The 15746-nt window shown below is 59.8% G+C and carries 13 protein-coding genes; 8 read left to right on the top strand and 5 right to left on the bottom strand.

What is annotated here, in order from left to right; translation table 11 throughout:
• The first annotated feature begins 157 nt into the window (after positions 1–157).
• From PM2_RS02920 to PM2_RS02885, 8 genes are all read left to right on the top strand, one after another.
• The gene (locus tag PM2_RS02920) at positions 158–1585 is read left to right on the top strand and encodes a di-heme oxidoreductase family protein (protein ID WP_028698603.1); all 1428 of its coding nucleotides are present in this window, start codon (positions 158–160) and stop codon (positions 1583–1585) included.
• Positions 1586–1605: 20 nt separating this feature from the next.
• Positions 1606–2670 (top strand): imelysin family protein, encoded by a 1065-nt coding sequence (locus tag PM2_RS02915; RefSeq protein ID WP_016713598.1) that lies wholly within the window; start codon positions 1606–1608, stop codon positions 2668–2670.
• Between the two features lie 2 nt (positions 2671–2672).
• Positions 2673–3770 (top strand): DUF1513 domain-containing protein, encoded by a 1098-nt coding sequence (locus tag PM2_RS02910; protein WP_016713597.1) that lies wholly within the window; start codon positions 2673–2675, stop codon positions 3768–3770.
• A gap of 232 nt (positions 3771–4002) precedes the next feature.
• Positions 4003–5151: an efflux RND transporter periplasmic adaptor subunit gene (locus PM2_RS02905; protein WP_028698604.1), complete on the top strand. Its 1149-nt coding sequence runs from the start codon at positions 4003–4005 to the stop codon at positions 5149–5151.
• A 10-nt stretch (positions 5152–5161) separates the two neighbouring features.
• The gene (locus PM2_RS02900) at positions 5162–8206 is read left to right on the top strand and encodes a multidrug efflux RND transporter permease subunit (protein WP_016713595.1); all 3045 of its coding nucleotides are present in this window, start codon (positions 5162–5164) and stop codon (positions 8204–8206) included.
• Between the two features lie 520 nt (positions 8207–8726).
• Positions 8727–9770, top strand: a complete 1044-nt coding sequence (locus tag PM2_RS02895) for a SagB family peptide dehydrogenase (protein ID WP_016713594.1) — start codon at positions 8727–8729, stop codon at positions 9768–9770.
• Between the two features lie 22 nt (positions 9771–9792).
• Positions 9793–10719: a diiron oxygenase gene (locus PM2_RS02890; protein ID WP_080693991.1), complete on the top strand. Its 927-nt coding sequence runs from the start codon at positions 9793–9795 to the stop codon at positions 10717–10719.
• Positions 10716–11900, top strand: coding sequence for a Bcr/CflA family efflux MFS transporter (locus tag PM2_RS02885; RefSeq protein ID WP_016713592.1), 1185 nt, complete (start codon positions 10716–10718; stop codon positions 11898–11900). Before PM2_RS02890 ends, PM2_RS02885 begins: the two co-directional genes overlap by 4 nt.
• Positions 11901–11980: 80 nt before the next feature.
• Here the strand turns inward: PM2_RS02885 and PM2_RS02880 are convergent, their stop codons facing one another.
• From PM2_RS02880 to colR, 5 genes are all read right to left on the bottom strand, one after another.
• Complete coding sequence (locus PM2_RS02880; RefSeq protein WP_016713591.1) at positions 11981–12211, bottom strand: hypothetical protein; 231 nt, start codon at positions 12209–12211, stop codon at positions 11981–11983.
• Complete coding sequence (locus tag PM2_RS02875) at positions 12211–12909, bottom strand: lipopolysaccharide kinase InaA family protein (protein ID WP_016713590.1); 699 nt, start codon at positions 12907–12909, stop codon at positions 12211–12213. The genes PM2_RS02880 and PM2_RS02875 overlap by 1 nt, the downstream gene beginning before the upstream one ends.
• Positions 12910–12915: 6 nt before the next feature.
• Positions 12916–13596, bottom strand: a complete 681-nt coding sequence (locus tag PM2_RS02870) for a class I SAM-dependent methyltransferase (protein WP_016713589.1) — start codon at positions 13594–13596, stop codon at positions 12916–12918.
• Positions 13597–13704: 108 nt separating this feature from the next.
• Positions 13705–15015 carry a sensor histidine kinase gene (locus PM2_RS02865; RefSeq protein WP_016713588.1) on the bottom strand — a complete coding sequence of 437 codons (1311 nt, stop codon included), beginning with the start codon at positions 15013–15015 and terminating at the stop codon, positions 13705–13707.
• Positions 15005–15688 (bottom strand): two-component system response regulator ColR, encoded by a 684-nt coding sequence (colR, locus tag PM2_RS02860; RefSeq protein ID WP_003255215.1) that lies wholly within the window; start codon positions 15686–15688, stop codon positions 15005–15007. Before colR ends, PM2_RS02865 begins: the two co-directional genes overlap by 11 nt.
• Positions 15689–15746: the final 58 nt, after the last annotated feature.

The raw sequence follows: 15746 nt of genomic DNA, 5'->3' as shown, positions 1-15746 counted from the left end.
CGGTAGCGGTTCTGAAAAGAGGCGTCCTTCGGGTCGCCTTTTTTGCTTATGGCCCTCTGACACCGATTTCATCCAGTAATTGCAAATTGCTCTTATTCAAACACCCCCACTTTGCTAAGCTTGCACGCCGGTTTTTCGTCCACGCCCAGGATTTTGCATGTCCTCGTCGCTGTCCCGACTCTCCCCGCTGATGCTGGTCCTCGCCCTCTCTGCCTGTGACGACGCCCCGCGTTTCACCCAGGCCGAACCCGGCGAAGCATTGTCGGGCGGCAAGGCAACCGTGCAGCGGACTGACCGCAACGCCTACTCCCTGCCCTTGGCCAACCTCGCAGCCGAACGTCGCGTGGACTTCGCCGTGGGCAACAGTTTCTTCCGCAACCCCTGGGTGATCGCCCCTTCCACCACCACCGCCCGCGACGGCTTGGGCCCGCTGTTCAACACCAACGCCTGCCAGAACTGCCATGTGCGCGATGGCCGCGGCCACCCGCCAGAGCCGGGCAATAGCAACGCGGTGGGCATGTTGGTGCGCCTGTCGATCCCCGACCAGCCCTATCTGGCCAAGGTCATCGAGCGCCTGGGCGTGGTGCCTGAGCCGGTGTACGGCACTCAGCTGCAGGACATGGCCATCCCCGGTGTGGCGCCGGAAGGCAAGGTACGGGTGAGTTACACCCGCGAAACCGTGTCGTTCAAGGACGGCCATCAGGTCGAACTGCGCAAGCCGACCCTGCAGATCAGCCAGCTCGGCTACGGCGTCATGCACCCCGACACGCGCTTTTCGGCGCGGGTGGCGCCACCAATGATCGGCCTGGGCCTGCTCGAAGCCATCCCCGAAACCGACTTGCTGGCCAACGAAGACCCCGATGACCGCAACCACGACGGCATCCGCGGGCGAGCCAACCGCGTGTGGGACGACGCCCTGGGCAAGACCGTGGTCGGGCGCTTCGGCTGGAAAGCCGGGCAGCCCAACGTCAACCAGCAGAACGTGCACGCCTTTGCCGGCGACATGGGCCTGACCAGCACCCTGCAGCCCAAAGACGATTGCACCCCGGCACAAACCGACTGCCTCGCCGCGCCCAATGGCGACGGTGCCAATGGCGAAAAGGAAGTCAGCGACAACATCCTGCGCCTGGTCACCTTCTACACCCGCAACCTGGCGGTGCCGGCCCGCCGCGACGTCGGCTCGCCGCAGGTGCTGGCAGGCAAGAACCTGTTCTACCAGGCCGGCTGCCAGGGTTGCCATACACCGCAGTTCACCACCGCCGCCGATGCTGCCGAGCCAGAGTTGGCCAACCAGGTCATCCGCCCCTACAGCGACTTGCTGCTACACGACATGGGCCCAGGCCTGGCCGATGAGCGCACCGAGTTCGCCGCCAACGGCCAGGACTGGCGTACCCCGCCCCTGTGGGGCATCGGCCTGAGCGAAACGGTCAGCGGCCACAGCCAGTTCCTGCACGACGGCCGCGCCCGTAACCTGCTGGAAGCCGTGCTCTGGCACGGGGGCGAAGCCGAGGCGGCACGCAACTTCGTACTCACGTTCAATGCCGAGCAACGCAGTGCGCTGCTGGCGTTCCTGAATTCACTTTAAAACGCGCTAAGGAGCCGGGCATGTTCCGACCCAAACTGTTGTTCACCAGCCTCGCTGCACTCGCCCTCGGCGCCTGCTCGCCGCAGGACCCGCAAGCCGTCACCTCCGCTGCCATCGCCAAGCAGGTCATCCTGCCCACTTACAGCCGCTGGGTCGAAGCCGACCGCACGCTGGCCGCCAGCGCCCTGGCCTACTGCGAAGGCAAGGAAGACCTGGAAAAGGCCCGTGCCGACTTCCTCAAGGCGCAAAAGGCCTGGGCCGAGCTGCAACCGCTGCTGGTCGGCCCACTGGCCGAAGGCAACCGCGCCTGGCAGGTACAGTTCTGGCCCGACAAGAAGAACCTGGTCGGCCGCCAGGTCGAGCAGCTGGTCAACGGCGACAAGCCGGTAGACGTCGCTTCCCTGGGCAAGGCCAGCGTGGTGGTACGCGGCCTGTCGGCCTACGAGTACATCCTGTTCGACAGCAAGCCGGACATTGCCACTGCCGAGCAGAAAGCCCGCTACTGCCCGCTGCTGGTGGCCATTGGTGAACACCAGAAGGTACTCGCCGAGGATATCCTCAAGAGCTGGAACAGCACCGACGGCATGCTGTCGCAGATGACCAAGTTCCCCAACCAGCGCTACGCCGACTCCCACGAGGCGATCGCCGACCTGCTGCGCTCCCAGGTCACCGCCCTGGATACTCTGAAGAAGAAGCTGGGTGCGCCGATGGGCCGCCAGAGCAAGGGCATCCCGCAGCCGTTGCAGGCCGAAGCCTGGCGCAGCCACTCCTCGCTCAAGAGCCTGGAAGCCACCCTCAAGGCGGCCGAGACCGTCTGGGTCGGGGTCGACAACCAGGGCCTGCGCGGCTTGCTGTCCAGCGATCAGAAAGCGCTGGCGGACAAGATCGACGCCGCCTACGCTACCTCGCTCAAACTGCTGGCCGACAACCAGAAGTCGCTGGGCGAGCTGCTGGCGGACGACGCTGGCCAGCAAACACTGAACCAGATCTACGACAGCCTCAACGCTGTCCATCGCCTGCACGAAGGCGACCTGGCCAAGGCGTTGAACATTCAGCTGGGCTTCAATGCCAACGACGGTGACTGATCATGCTGCGACGCCAGGCCCTCAAACTCGGTAGCGTTTTGCTCAGTGCCCTGACCTTGGGCGGCTGGAGCCTGTTCCGCAACAAAGGCAGCGAACCCCTGCTGCTTTCGGCGCGTGACGATGGCGACGGCAAGCACTATGCCGTGGGTTTCCGCCTGGACGGCACCCAGGTGTTCAGCACCCAGGTCGCCCAGCGTTGCCACGCCATCATCCACCACCCCGAGCAGCCGATCGCCCTGTTCGTCGCCCGCCGCCCCGGTACCGAAAGCTACTTGGTCGACTTGCGCGACGGGCGCCTGCTGCAAACCGTGACCTCGCAGCCGAACCGGCACTTCTACGGCCACGCCGTGGTGCACAAAGGGGGTGAATGGCTGTATGCCACCGAGAACGATACTACCGACCCTGGGCGTGGCGTGCTGGGCGTGTACCGTTTTGAGGGCGAACGCCTGGTACACACCGGCGAGATCCCGACCCACGGCATCGGACCGCACGAGGTCGCCTGGTTGCCCGACGGCGAGACGCTGATCGTGGCCAACGGCGGCATTCGTACCGAAGCCGAAAGCCGGGTGGAGATGAACCTCAATGCCATGGAACCGAGCCTTGTGCTGATGCAGCGCGACGGCACATTGCTGAGTAAGGAAACCCTGGCCCAGCAGATGAACAGCGTGCGTCACCTGGCAGTGGGCAGCGATGGCACCATCGCCGCCTGCCAGCAGTTCATGGGTGATGCCGATGAAACGGCCGAGCTGTTGGCGATCAAGCGCCCGGGCGAGCCGTTCAAGGCCTTCCCGGTGCCGGAGCGGCAGTTGCAGGCCATGGCCCAGTACACCGCCAGTGTCGCGATCCACAGCGAGCTGCGGCTGGTGGCGCTGACTGCGCCACGGGCCAACCGGTTGTTTGTCTGGGACCTGGACACGGGTGCGGTGCGGCTGGATGCACCGATGCCCGATTGCGCTGGGGTTGGCGCGGTGAAGGATGGATTTGTCGTTACCTCCGGGCAGGGCCGTTGTCGGTTCTACGATTGCCGCAAGGCCGAACTGGTCGGGCAGCCGATGAACCTGCCGTCCGGTTTCTGGGACAACCACCTGCATCTCGTCTGATTTTTCTGCGGCCTTCACTGGCCTCTTCGCGGGCAAGCCCGCTCCCACAGGGACCGTACAATCCGCTGACTACGCGGTTTCTGTGAGAGAGGGCTTGCCCGCGAAGAGGCCGGCACAAGCATTTCACGCCCCTCCCCCCAAAAACAGTCAATACTTCCCCCATCCACACGTGGGCAGGATCGCCCGTTGTCGTGTCTAAACGAATAACAACCGAATCCAAGGAACCGGACTTATGCTACGCCGCCGCATGCTCATCATGTTGGCCGTGGTTCTGCTGATGGTGCTGGCCCTGGGGGGCTACAAGGCGTTCTCGATCTACCAGCAGATCCAGGTGTTCACTGCCCCCAAGCCGCCCATCACCGTTGCGGCAGCCTTGGCCGAACAGCGCCAGTGGCAAGCGCGCCTACCCGCCGTGGGCAGCCTCAAGGCACTGCAGGGTGTGGAGCTGAGCCTGGAGGTGGAAGGCATCGTCAAAGCCCTGCACTTCGACTCGGGGCAGCAGGTCAAAGCCGGCCAGTTACTGCTGCAACTCAACGATGACCAGGAAACCGCCCTGCTTGGCACCGCCCAGGCCGACCTGGGCCTGGCCAAGGTCGATTTCGGCCGCGGCAGCCAGCTGGTCGGCGACTCGGCCATCTCGCGCGGCGAGTTCGACCGCCTTACCACTCAGTACCGCCGCAACCAGGCGGTGGTCGAGCAACTCAAGGCGCAGAAGATCAAAAAAAGCATCAACGCCCCGTTCAGCGGCACCATCGGCATCCGCCAGGTGGACATCGGCCAGTACCTGGCCGCCGGCACGGTGATTGCCACCCTGCAGGACACATCCAGCCTGTACGTCGACTTCAACGTACCGGAACAGGCCCTGCCGCAGTTGAGCCTGGGCCAGCAGGTGCTGGTGCAGGTAGCCGCCTACCCCGGCCAGACCTTCACCGCCAGCCTCAGCGCCATCAACCCCAAGGTCGAGGAAACCACGCGCAACCTACTGGTGCGCGCCACCCTGGCCAACCCCGACGGCAAACTGCTGCCGGGCATGTTCGCCAGCCTGTTGGTGCTGCTGCCTAACCCACAGCCACAAGTGGTGGTGCCGGAAAGCGCCATTACCTACACCCTGTATGGCAACTCGGTTTACGTCGCCACGCCGAAGAAGGACAAGGACGGCAAGCAGGAAAACGACGACAAGGGCCAACCCCTGCTAGTCGCTGAACAACGCACCGTACAGACCGGCGAGCGCCGCGACGGCGTGGTGGTGGTCAGCAAGGGCCTGCAAGCCGGGGAGCAGGTGGTTACCGCCGGGCAACTCAAGCTCACCCCGGGCGCCGCGATCCGCATCGGCCAGGACAAAGCCCTCAAGCCCGAACAGGGCGCGCCGGGCAAGGACTGAGGAGGCAGGCATGGCGTTCACCGACCCGTTCATCCGCCGCCCGGTGCTGGCCAGTGTGGTCAGCCTGCTGATCCTGCTGCTGGGTTTCCAGGCCTGGAACAAGCTGCAGATCCGCCAGTACCCACAAATGGAAAACGCCCTGATCACGGTGACTACCGCCTACCCCGGGGCCAACGCCGAAACCATCCAGGGCTACATCACTCAGCCGTTGCAGCAGAGCCTGGCCAGTGCCGAAGGCATCGACTACATGACCTCGGTGAGCCGGCAGAACTTCTCGATCATTTCCATCTACGCGCGCATCGGCGCCGACAGCGACCGGTTGTTCACCGAGCTGCTGGCCAAGGCCAACGAAGTGCGCAACAAACTGCCGCAGGACTCCGAAGACCCGGTACTCAGCAAGGAAGCCGCCGACGCCTCGGCGCTGATGTACGTCAGTTTCTACAGCAAGGAGATGAGCAACCCGCAGATCACCGACTACCTGTCGCGGGTCATCCAGCCCAAGCTGGCCACCCTGCCGGGCATGGCCGAAGCGGAGATCCTCGGCAACCAGGTGTTTGCCATGCGCCTGTGGCTGGACCCGGTGAAACTGGCCGGTTTCGGCCTGTCGGCCACCGATGTGACCAACGCCGTGCGCCGCTACAACTTCCTCTCCGCTGCCGGCGAGGTAAAGGGCGAATACGTGGTCACCAGCATCAACGCCAGCACCGAGTTGAAGTCGGCCGAGGCGTTCGCCGCCCTGCCGGTCAAGACCAACGGCGACAGCCGCGTGCTCCTGGGCGATGTGGCGCGGGTCGAGATGGGTGCGGAAAACTACGACACGGTCAGCTCGTTCGACGGCACCCCGTCGGTGTACATCGGTATCAAGGCCACCCCCGCTGCCAACCCGCTGGACGTGATCAAGGAAGTGCGACGCATCATGCCCGAGCTGGAGAGCCAGTTACCTTCGGCGTTGAAGGTATCGATTGCCTACGACGCCACGCTGTTCATCCAGGCCTCGATCGACGAAGTGATCAAGACCCTTGGCGAGGCGGTGCTGATCGTCATCGTGGTGGTGTTCCTGTTCCTCGGTGCCTTGCGCTCGGTGCTGATCCCGGTGGTGACCATTCCGCTGTCGATGATCGGCGTGCTGTTCTTCATGCAGATGATGGGTTACTCGCTCAACCTGCTGACCCTGCTGGCCATGGTGCTGGCCATCGGCCTGGTGGTGGACGACGCCATTGTCGTGGTGGAAAACATCCACCGGCACATGGACGAAGGCAAATCGCCATTCGATGCGGCCCTTGAGGGCGCCCGCGAAATCGCCCTGCCGGTGGTGTCGATGACCATCACCCTGGCTGCCGTGTATGCACCGATCGGCTTCCTCACAGGGCTTACCGGGGCCTTGTTCAAGGAGTTCGCCCTGACCTTGGCCGGGGCGGTCATCATCTCTGGCATCGTCGCTCTCACCCTGTCGCCGATGATGTGCGCCCTGCTGCTTCGCCAGGAGCAGAACCCCAGTGGCCTGGCCCACCGCCTGGACGTGCTGTTCGAACGCCTGAAGGTGCGCTACCAGCGCCTGCTGCATGCCACCCTCGACAGCCGCCCGGTGGTGCTGGTGTTTGCCGTGATCATCCTGTGCCTGATCCCGGTGCTGCTCACGTTCACCCAGAACGAACTCGCCCCCAACGAGGACCAGGGGGTGATTTTCATGATGAGCAGCTCGCCGCAGCCGGCCAACCTCGATTACCTCAACGCCTACACCGACGAATTTACCCCCTTGTTCAAGGCCTTCCCCGAGTACTACTCATCGTTCCAGATCAACGGGTTCAACGGCGTGCAAACCGGCATCGGCGGCTTCCTGCTCAAACCCTGGGACGAACGCGAGCGCACGCAGATGGAGCTGTTGCCGCTGGTGCAGGCCAAACTTGAGGAAATCGGCGGCTTGCAGATCTTCGGTTTCAACCTGCCCTCCCTGCCCGGCACCGGCGAGGGCCTGCCGTTCCAGTTCGTGATCAACACCGCTGGCGACTATCCGGCACTGTTGGACGTAGCGCAGCGCATCAAGGCCCGCGCGCAGGCATCCGGCAAGTTCGCGTTCCTCGACATCGACCTGGCCTTCGACAAGCCCGAAGTGGTGGTGGACATCGACAGGGCCAAGGCCGCGCAGATGGGGGTATCGATGGACACCCTCGGCGGCACCCTGGCCACCCTGCTGGGCGAGGCGGAAATCAACCGCTTCACCCTCGAAGGCCGCAGCTACAAGGTGATTGCCCAGGTCGAACGGCCGTACCGCGACAACCCCGGCTGGCTGAACAACTACTACGTGAAGAATGACCAGGGTCAGATGCTGCCGCTGTCGACCCTGATCACCCTCACCGACCGCGCCCGCCCGCGCCAGCTCAACCAGTTCCAGCAGCTGAACTCGGCGATCATCCAGGGCGTGCCCATGGTCAGCCTGGGCGAAGCGCTGAAAACCGTGCAGGACATCGCCCGCGAAGAGGCCCCGGAAGGCTTCGCCTTCGACTATGCCGGCGTGGCACGCCAGTACGTGCAGGAAGGCAGCGCACTGTGGGTCACCTTTGGCCTGGCGCTGGCAATTATCTTCCTGGTGTTGGCTGCACAGTTCGAGAGTTTCCGCGACCCGCTGGTGATTCTGGTAACGGTGCCGTTGTCGATCTGCGGGGCGCTGCTGCCGCTGTTCCTGGGTATTTCGAGCATGAACATCTACACCCAGGTCGGGCTGGTGACCTTGATCGGGCTGATCAGCAAGCACGGCATCCTGATCGTCGAATTCGCCAACCAGTTGCGTGCGGAGCGCGGCTTGAGCGTGCGTGAGGCCATCGAGGAAGCGGCGGCCATTCGACTGCGGCCAGTGCTGATGACCACGGCGGCGATGGTGTTCGGCATGGTGCCGCTGATTCTGGCGACCGGTGCGGGGGCGGTGAGCCGTTTTGACATCGGTACGGTGATTGCCACCGGGATGTCGATTGGCACGCTGTTTACCCTGTTTGTGCTGCCTTGTATCTACACCTTGTTGGCGCACAAGGCGGTGGCAAAGCAGCCTGCGGCAGCCTGATCCGTCCTCTTCGCGGGCTCGCCCGCGAAGAGGCCGAAAAGCCAGATACAAAATCCCCAATAGAAAAGCGCAGCTCCGCAACACAATCTAAAAATTACCGCTCCCAGGCTCTCACATCATCCATTCACGCCTGATCTTGCTGGTTATCAGTGATAAGACAGAGCAATTCCTGCATCTAATTCGCATGATAACAGCCAGCATGGAGATGCTAGAGCACCCGCATTCTAGACGCCTTACAGAGAAACAAATCCGCGCCTTAAAGTGGTCATGGTAAAAACTCCTACAACTCCATCAGAATTTTCGCCACCCTCTTCGACTTGTACATCTTGGACTTACCGCTATTATCAAAAACGTCGCAATGACGCGACACCAAAATGGAGAGAACAATATGAAAACAATTAAGATGGAATGCACCAAATTGGCGAACATGGCGCACTTGGTCAAAAAAACCAAATAAGCCTTAACCCATGAATACTGAAGAGCAGTGCCGGCCTGCCCTTCAGTTGTTAAAGGAGGGAGCATGATAAGTAAAAATTGCTTCTTTATCGCCATGAATAACTCCCTGATTTGCTGGGATTTCAAAAACCACAAGCAGTACGAGTTATCCAGAGACCACGCAGACCGGTTAATCCATCTCATTTACGAGAAAGATCACAAAGAGTTAAATGACGACCTAACCGCCGACCTGAAACGCTGCAAAGTTTTCATGGACGATGCTGACGACAATTCTGACTGGGGCTGGGATGTACTCTCAAGAATATTCCATTACGGAACTAAAGACATCCCTATAGAAAATCACCCTTCAAGCGAGGAGGAGTGGGCACTGCAGTACCTTGAACACTGCAACTCCGTACTAAACAAGAATATACAGCCTGACAATACCCGCACCAGCGAAAGCGGCATTTCACTGCCTATACCAAGAAGTACATTTGCAGTTGACGAGGCATTCAAAAACCGAGCAACCGTTAGAGACTTCCAGCGAATACCGATTTCCTTAGCTGATCTTGCCGAAATTCTACACCATACCTTAGGCTTTATTGGAAGCAGAACCATTAATTACGTCAAAGAGGAAGAAAATGAATACTCAAGACGCCGCGCCACCCCCTCAGTAGGCGGGCTGAACGCTACTGAAGGCTATGTATATGTAAACAACGTAGACAGCCTGGAAGCCGGAATTTATTACTACGACCCACGGCGACATGAGCTTCATTGGCGAAGCCCACTGCCTTGTGCCCTGGGTGATTTATTATCGGGCCAGCACTTCGCCAATGGCATACCCGCTGGATTGTTCTTGAGCTCCAGATTCGACAAATTGTGGTGGAAATACGAGCATTCGCGCGCCTATCGAATGGCACTAATTGAAGTTGGTCATGCCGCACAGACCTTCCAACTCGCCGCAACCGACAGGGGCATGAATACTTGGCTCACCGGTGCATTAAACGAAACGAGCATCGAGCCTCTACTCATGTTCGACAACCCAAGTGAACACGTCCTTTTTTTCGTCGCATGTGGCTATAGCAACGGAAATGCGACACCTCGTTCCTTAAGGGCTCTGATATCGTAAAGTACTGGCGCGAGACACACGCATGGAAAAAATTACAACCCGTAGCAGTACTGTATTTAAAAGCTGGCACATCACGAGTGCTGTACGCTCGCGCCCTTATGCCTACCATTTTTCCGTAGAAGATTTTACACAGTCCGAACCCGACCTGTGGTTTCCTAGGGCGTTAAGTCCAGCGTTGGCCCATGAATCAGCCAAACAGCTTTCAAAAAAAGATTTGCTAGTACTGCACGCCTACCACCTCATCCACTTCATGGACTACACGACACGACTTGAAATGGGTCACATCAATGAAACCGTGCAATGCATCATTACTGGCGACTTAAAACATTTCTTTGATAAAGACGTGCAACTTAATGCTTTAAAACTTTATGCTGACGAGGCGTATCACGCGCTTTTTTCTAGAGAAATTGCGGACCAAGTAGCGAACCACTTTTGCCTTGAGCGAATAAATTCTGCGCGCTTTAATAGCCTTGATCAATTATTACAAAATAGCCCCCAAGCGCTCAACGGGATTACCCGCTTTTGCATCGCCTTTGTTTCTGAAACAATAATAACCAACGAACTGTACAATTTAACTCGCGATTCACTTGTCACGCCTGTAGCAAACATGCTGATTGATCACCTTCATGATGAAGGGCGCCATGCCATTTTTTTCTCAGACTGTTTCGCACAACTCTGGCATCAGCTATCAATCTCTCAGAAGGATTATCTAGTTCCTACTTTACTGAAAGCGCTCCTCGCTTTTTGCCAACCCGACGAGCCATTCTTACAGTCAATTTTCAAAAAGCACCCATCCATTGCGAAAGTCATTATCAACGACATAACATCCAACTGGAAGCTTCGAATACCCGCAATTTCCAAAATAACGCTTCAGGCAATTAAACGCACCAAGCTACTTAAAGATGAGCGCTATGCGATTCAATTCAGGGCAGCAGGACTGCCAGCATGAACCAGGCCAAAACCTTAAAAAGCACCATTCTTCGCCCATTGCTACTGATTCTTTTATGCCTGCTAGGCGTTTTCCCTCTGGACGTCATTCTCCCTTCATTCCCAGCGCTTGCAGAAGCCTTTCAAGTACAACCAAAGCAAATAGCTTACTCCGTAAGTTTCTTCGCCTTTGGCGTAGCGGTGGCGCAGTTGGTGATTGGCCCCCTGTCAGATCGAATTGGTCGTAATCGGTTGCTACTCGGTGGATTGGCTGTATCCATTGCCGGGGCTACCGGCTGCCTACTTTCATCTGACTATGAGACCTTTATGGCATTCCGGTTGCTACAGGCCGCCGGTTGTGGAAGTCTGGTTCTGGGCCAGGCGCTGATACAGGACCTCTATAGCGGCAAGCAGCGCAACACCATGCGCATCGTAATAACAAGTGCAAGTGGTTTATTCATATCAATTTCACCCATCGCGGGCGCTGCGCTCCAACAATTATTCGGCTGGGAAGGCAGCTTTACGGCTTTTATTTTAATCGCTACTTTTGTCATATTTCTTACCTGGGCACTATTGCATGAAACGCCTGCGTTATACAGCAGTAATGCGGGCATTCGAAGCTATCTTCCCATGCTGCGTGACACGCTCTATATAGCCTATTCCCTGCAGGCCACTTTCGCGTTCGCCTGCCATTTTGCCTTCATCGTCATTGCACCATTGGTACTGATGGATCAACTTGGCCTCACGCCGTATCAGTTTTCCGTTGTATTCATCGCCTATGGGCTGGCGTATGTCGTCGGTGGTGCAACCGCGACCTTCTTGAACAATCGCGTCAGTGTGCAGGGTCAAATCTGCACGGGATTCCTGCTTATAGGTACCGCAGGGGTCACTTTATTGATTTGGCAGTGGGCAGCAGGGCTATCGGTAGCAGGCCTCATGATACCGATGATTTTATGCACGGCAGGAACAACGATGGTACGACCCGCCTCGACTTCGCAGGCGTTGGCCCGTTATCCGCAGCAGGCAGGGGCAGCAGCGTCCTTCAGTACTACATTGCTATTTGCCGGCGGTGGACTTGCAGGCACTTTGGTCGCGTCAGCCGAACACCTGCTTCCAATGAGCTTAGGAATTCTCTTCTTGAGCAGCGCGCTTAGCGGTTACCTGCTGCTTATGCTCAAGGCCAATAGCATGCAGCATTGCTGACTTCTGCCGGAAAGGCAGACACAAAAAAGCCGGAGGCCCCGCAATCGCGAGGCCTCTGGCTTTTCTAGCTAACGCAGGGTTCAACCAAATGGCCGCAACCCTTGACGCAGGCCGAACAGGATCAGCAACAGGTCCTGATCCGGCGCGACCTGTGCCTGCTGCGGTTTCGCTTCCCGCGGCAGTGCACACTGGTCGGCCATCTCAGCCTTGCTGAACACAGTAGGCCTCGGCTCTTCCCAGGCAGCCACCGCCACGGTGGTCACCGCCAGGCCAGCTACCAGGAACAAAGCTCGAGCTATTTCTAGTTTCATTACTCTAACCCTTTGACAGCGCTGCCAAACGCCATCTTGTAAAAGTAGAGCAGCGTTTGCCATTCGGCGTCATTGATCGACGAATGGCGGCGCAGCTGGCGCAGGTCGTTACCTGCCGCACGCTGGCAGCTGATGCGCCGCCGGCACTTTTCCAGGTCCAGCAGTGCGACTTCGACCCGCGCTTGCTCGCCTTCGCCGATCACCTTGATGAATACGTGCTTGCCATATAGGCAGCCGTGCTGCCAGTGCCCCAGGTGCATGCGCGCCAGGTTGTCCGCCAGGTCCTTGAGCATGCGCTCATGCACCACCTGCGGGTAACGCTCGCGGGCACCTTCGGCATGCCAGGTGTCGAGTTCGACAAATCCGTCCAGCGCTTCGCTCACCAGCAGCGCACGCCATTGGTGGTCGGCATCGCGTTCGGCGCCGCAAAAGACGATGCGCGGGACGCGAACGCCCAGTTGCTCGAAGCTGTTCAGTGCATCGAGCTCACGCAATACGGTTGGTCGCCCAAAAGGGTGCATCAGGCTGCGGTAGATATGCCCGACCTGGCGCTTGGCATACAGCAGCTTGCCATTGGCATCGTTGAGGCGTTGCACGCCACTCTCGCCGCCGCGGCGCTGGTTAGGCTCCTCGACCCACTCGCCCTGCTGGCGCCAGTAAAAATCGAACCGCGACTCCCCTTTCTGGGCTACAGCCATCAAACACTACCCCTTACGCAATACGTAGACCCGCCACATGGCATAGAACGGCAGGAAGTCGAGGCGTTCCTGGATTCTGAAGCCGGCGGCCCTGAATTCTTCTTCGACCGTTTCGGCTGGTAACACGAAACGGTTCTGGTAATTGTCCTGCTCGGCCTTGGCACTACGGCGTTGCTCCAGTTTTTTCCGGCGCCAGGCCTTGAAGTTGCCATCGACCCACAACGACAGAATCACACTATCACGGCTAACCCTTTGAAATTCCGAAAGTATGGTCTTTCTGTGCGCCGATTCGCCAATGTGGTGGAACAGGCGCATGCAGAAGATGCTGTCCACCGAATTATCCGGCAGGTCAATGGCGAACGCTGAAGTTTGCAAGGGGCGTACCCGCGCTACCACGTCTGGCGGTTGCGCGGCACAGGCTGTCTCGATCATCGCTTCGGAGTTGTCGGCACCGATGATCACCCGGTTGGGCTTTTCTGCCAGCAGTGGCCAGAAACGGCCGGCACCGCACGGCAGGTCCAGTACCAGGCCGGGCTCGCCGGCCAATGCCAGGGCGCGACGCGCCAGCTGCTCATCTCGCTTGTGGGAGAGGCGACGCGCCAGGCCATCCTGGTGCTTGAGAAAGTACTCACGGGCGTGGTCTTTGTCGTACTTCTCGGAAAATTCAAGCTTGATGGGGCTACGCATTGGGCATCTCCTGACTCCAGTGCCACTCACCTTAGGTAAGCAAGCGTTGGAATCAGGTCATGCCAATGTGAAAAAAATGTTGCGCGCCCTTTAACCTGTTACAACAGATTACTCGGCCATGGCGTCCGGGCCGCCTTGGGCCTTGGTGTTGCTCAGGTCCACATGGAAGCGGCAACCATGCGGCAGGGTCGATGTGAGGGTGACATGCCAGCCTTGGTCGTCGCAAATTCGTTGCACCAGCGATAGACCCAGGCCCAAGCCTTCGCCACGCCGCTCGTCACCACGAACGAACGGCTTGAACATCGCCTCACGCTGCTCTTCGGGGATGCCCACGCCACTGTCCTCCACACTGAAACCGTTGGCCTCCAGGCTCAGCCGGATGTAGCCGCTGTCGGTGTAGTGGGCAGCATTGCGCAACAGGTTACCCATCACCGACTGCAGGAAGGTAGCGTTGTACAGCACCGGGCTGGCGCTGACGCGGCCATCGAAATACAGGGTCAGGCCCTTCTGCTCGATGGTATCGCGCCACACACCGATAAGTTCGTCGGCCACTTCGCGCAAGGTCGCCCGCGACGCCACCGCGCCTTCGTCTCGTTGGGCCCGGGCCAGCATGAGGAAGGTCTTGACCAGTTCGCGCATCTCTTCCGTGGCACGCGCCACGCGCTCTACCTGGCTACGCGCGCGGGCGTCGAGGTTGGGGTTCTCCATCAGCAGCTCGCAGGAGGTGGCCAGCACCATCAACGGTGTGCGCAACTCATGGCTGACGTCACTGGTGAACAGCCGTTCACGGGTCAGCGCATCGCGTAAACGGCCCAGGGTATCGTCGAAGGCCACTGCCAGCTGGCCGACCTCGTCCGCCGCGTAGTCCGGTGCCAGTGGCGGGGCCAGGCCCAGCAGTTGATCGCGATGACGCACCTGGCGCGCCAGGCGGATCACCGGTGCCATTACCCGGCGCGCCACCAGCCAGCCGAGGATCACCGCCAGTACCAGGCTGAGTACAAAGCCCACCACCACCACCGCGAACAGCACGCGCTCGCGTTCTTCGAAGTCGCTCTGGTCCTGCAACAGCACGTAACGGCGGCCATCGACGATCTCGACCATGGCGTGGTATGACAGCTGGTCGCGGAATACTTCGTGGAAACCACGGTCAAGGTGGCGCAAGTCCTTGGGCAGTTCGAAGTCGTCACGCCCGCCACTGAAGTAGAACAGCTGGTCGGGGCGCGGCCGGTGGCTCCAGTCGCTGACGCTGTCCATGCGCAGCAGGCGCTGCAGGTCGCCACCCAGCACAGAGGAAATCAGCCGTTCTTCAACCAGGTGCACGGTGGCGACGATACCGAAGGCGAAAGCCCCGGCCACCAGCGCGCTCATCAGGGCAAAGGCGATGATGATGCGCTGGGCAAGGCTTTGCTTAAACTCCATCGCGGCCCTCGGCGAGGCGATAGCCGACGCCATGGACGGTATGCAGCAAGGGTTTTTCGAACGGCTTGTCGATCACCTGGCGCAGCTGGTGTACATGGCTGCGCAGGCTGTCGCTGTCGGGGCAATCGTCGCCCCACAGGGCTTCTTCCAGTACTTCGCGGCGCAATACGTGCGGGCTTTTCTGCATCAGCACGGCCAACAGCTTGAGGCCCACCGGGTTGAGCTTGAGCAGGCGGCCCTGGCGGGTAACTTCCAGGGTGTCGAGGTCGTAACTGAGGTCGGCCACCTGCAAGGTGCGGCGTCCTCCGCCCTGGGCACGGCGCAGCACTGCTTCGATGCGCGCCGCCAGCTCAGACAGGGCGAACGGTTTGAGCAGGTAGTCGTCGGCCCCGGAGCGGAAGCCTTGCAAGCGGTCATCCAGCTGGTCGCGGGCGGTGAGCATGATCACCGGTGTATCGCGGCGGGCGTCTTCGCGCAGGCGCTTGCACAGGGTGTAGCCATCGATGCCGGGCAGCATGATGTCGAGCACGATCAGGTCGTAGTGTTCGGTGGCGGCCAGGTGCAGGCCGGACAGGCCATCCTGGGCGCAGTCGACGGTGTAGCCCTTCATGCCCAGGTAGTCGGCCAGATTGGCCAGAATATCGCGGTTGTCTTCAACCAAAAGAATGCGCATCGGTTTCTCCTGTGCGGCGCTTCTCGCAGTGGTGCGCGGCAGGCGCAGCTTAAGGCCT

The organism is Pseudomonas monteilii NBRC 103158 = DSM 14164, assembly GCF_000730605.1.
Lineage (GTDB): Bacteria > Pseudomonadota > Gammaproteobacteria > Pseudomonadales > Pseudomonadaceae > Aquipseudomonas > Aquipseudomonas monteilii.
This window is presented reverse-complemented; position numbering and strand designations above follow the sequence as displayed.

Bases quoted from the DNA above. Each gene is read 5' to 3' on its own strand.
- PM2_RS02920 (WP_028698603.1), top strand. From the start codon at position 158: ATGTCCTCGTCGCTGTCCCGACTCTCCCCGCTGATGCTGGTCCTCGCC.
- PM2_RS02915 (WP_016713598.1), top strand. From the start codon at position 1,606: ATGTTCCGACCCAAACTGTTGTTCACCAGCCTCGCTGCACTCGCCCTC.
- PM2_RS02910 (WP_016713597.1), top strand. From the start codon at position 2,673: ATGCTGCGACGCCAGGCCCTCAAACTCGGTAGCGTTTTGCTCAGTGCC.
- PM2_RS02905 (WP_028698604.1), top strand. From the start codon at position 4,003: ATGCTACGCCGCCGCATGCTCATCATGTTGGCCGTGGTTCTGCTGATG.
- PM2_RS02900 (WP_016713595.1), top strand. From the start codon at position 5,162: ATGGCGTTCACCGACCCGTTCATCCGCCGCCCGGTGCTGGCCAGTGTG.
- PM2_RS02895 (WP_016713594.1), top strand. From the start codon at position 8,727: ATGATAAGTAAAAATTGCTTCTTTATCGCCATGAATAACTCCCTGATT.
- PM2_RS02890 (WP_080693991.1), top strand. From the start codon at position 9,793: ATGGAAAAAATTACAACCCGTAGCAGTACTGTATTTAAAAGCTGGCAC.
- PM2_RS02885 (WP_016713592.1), top strand. From the start codon at position 10,716: ATGAACCAGGCCAAAACCTTAAAAAGCACCATTCTTCGCCCATTGCTA.
- PM2_RS02880 (WP_016713591.1), bottom strand. From the start codon at position 12,211: ATGAAACTAGAAATAGCTCGAGCTTTGTTCCTGGTAGCTGGCCTGGCG.
- PM2_RS02875 (WP_016713590.1), bottom strand. From the start codon at position 12,909: ATGGCTGTAGCCCAGAAAGGGGAGTCGCGGTTCGATTTTTACTGGCGC.
- PM2_RS02870 (WP_016713589.1), bottom strand. From the start codon at position 13,596: ATGCGTAGCCCCATCAAGCTTGAATTTTCCGAGAAGTACGACAAAGAC.
- PM2_RS02865 (WP_016713588.1), bottom strand. From the start codon at position 15,015: ATGGAGTTTAAGCAAAGCCTTGCCCAGCGCATCATCATCGCCTTTGCC.
- colR (WP_003255215.1), bottom strand. From the start codon at position 15,688: ATGCGCATTCTTTTGGTTGAAGACAACCGCGATATTCTGGCCAATCTG.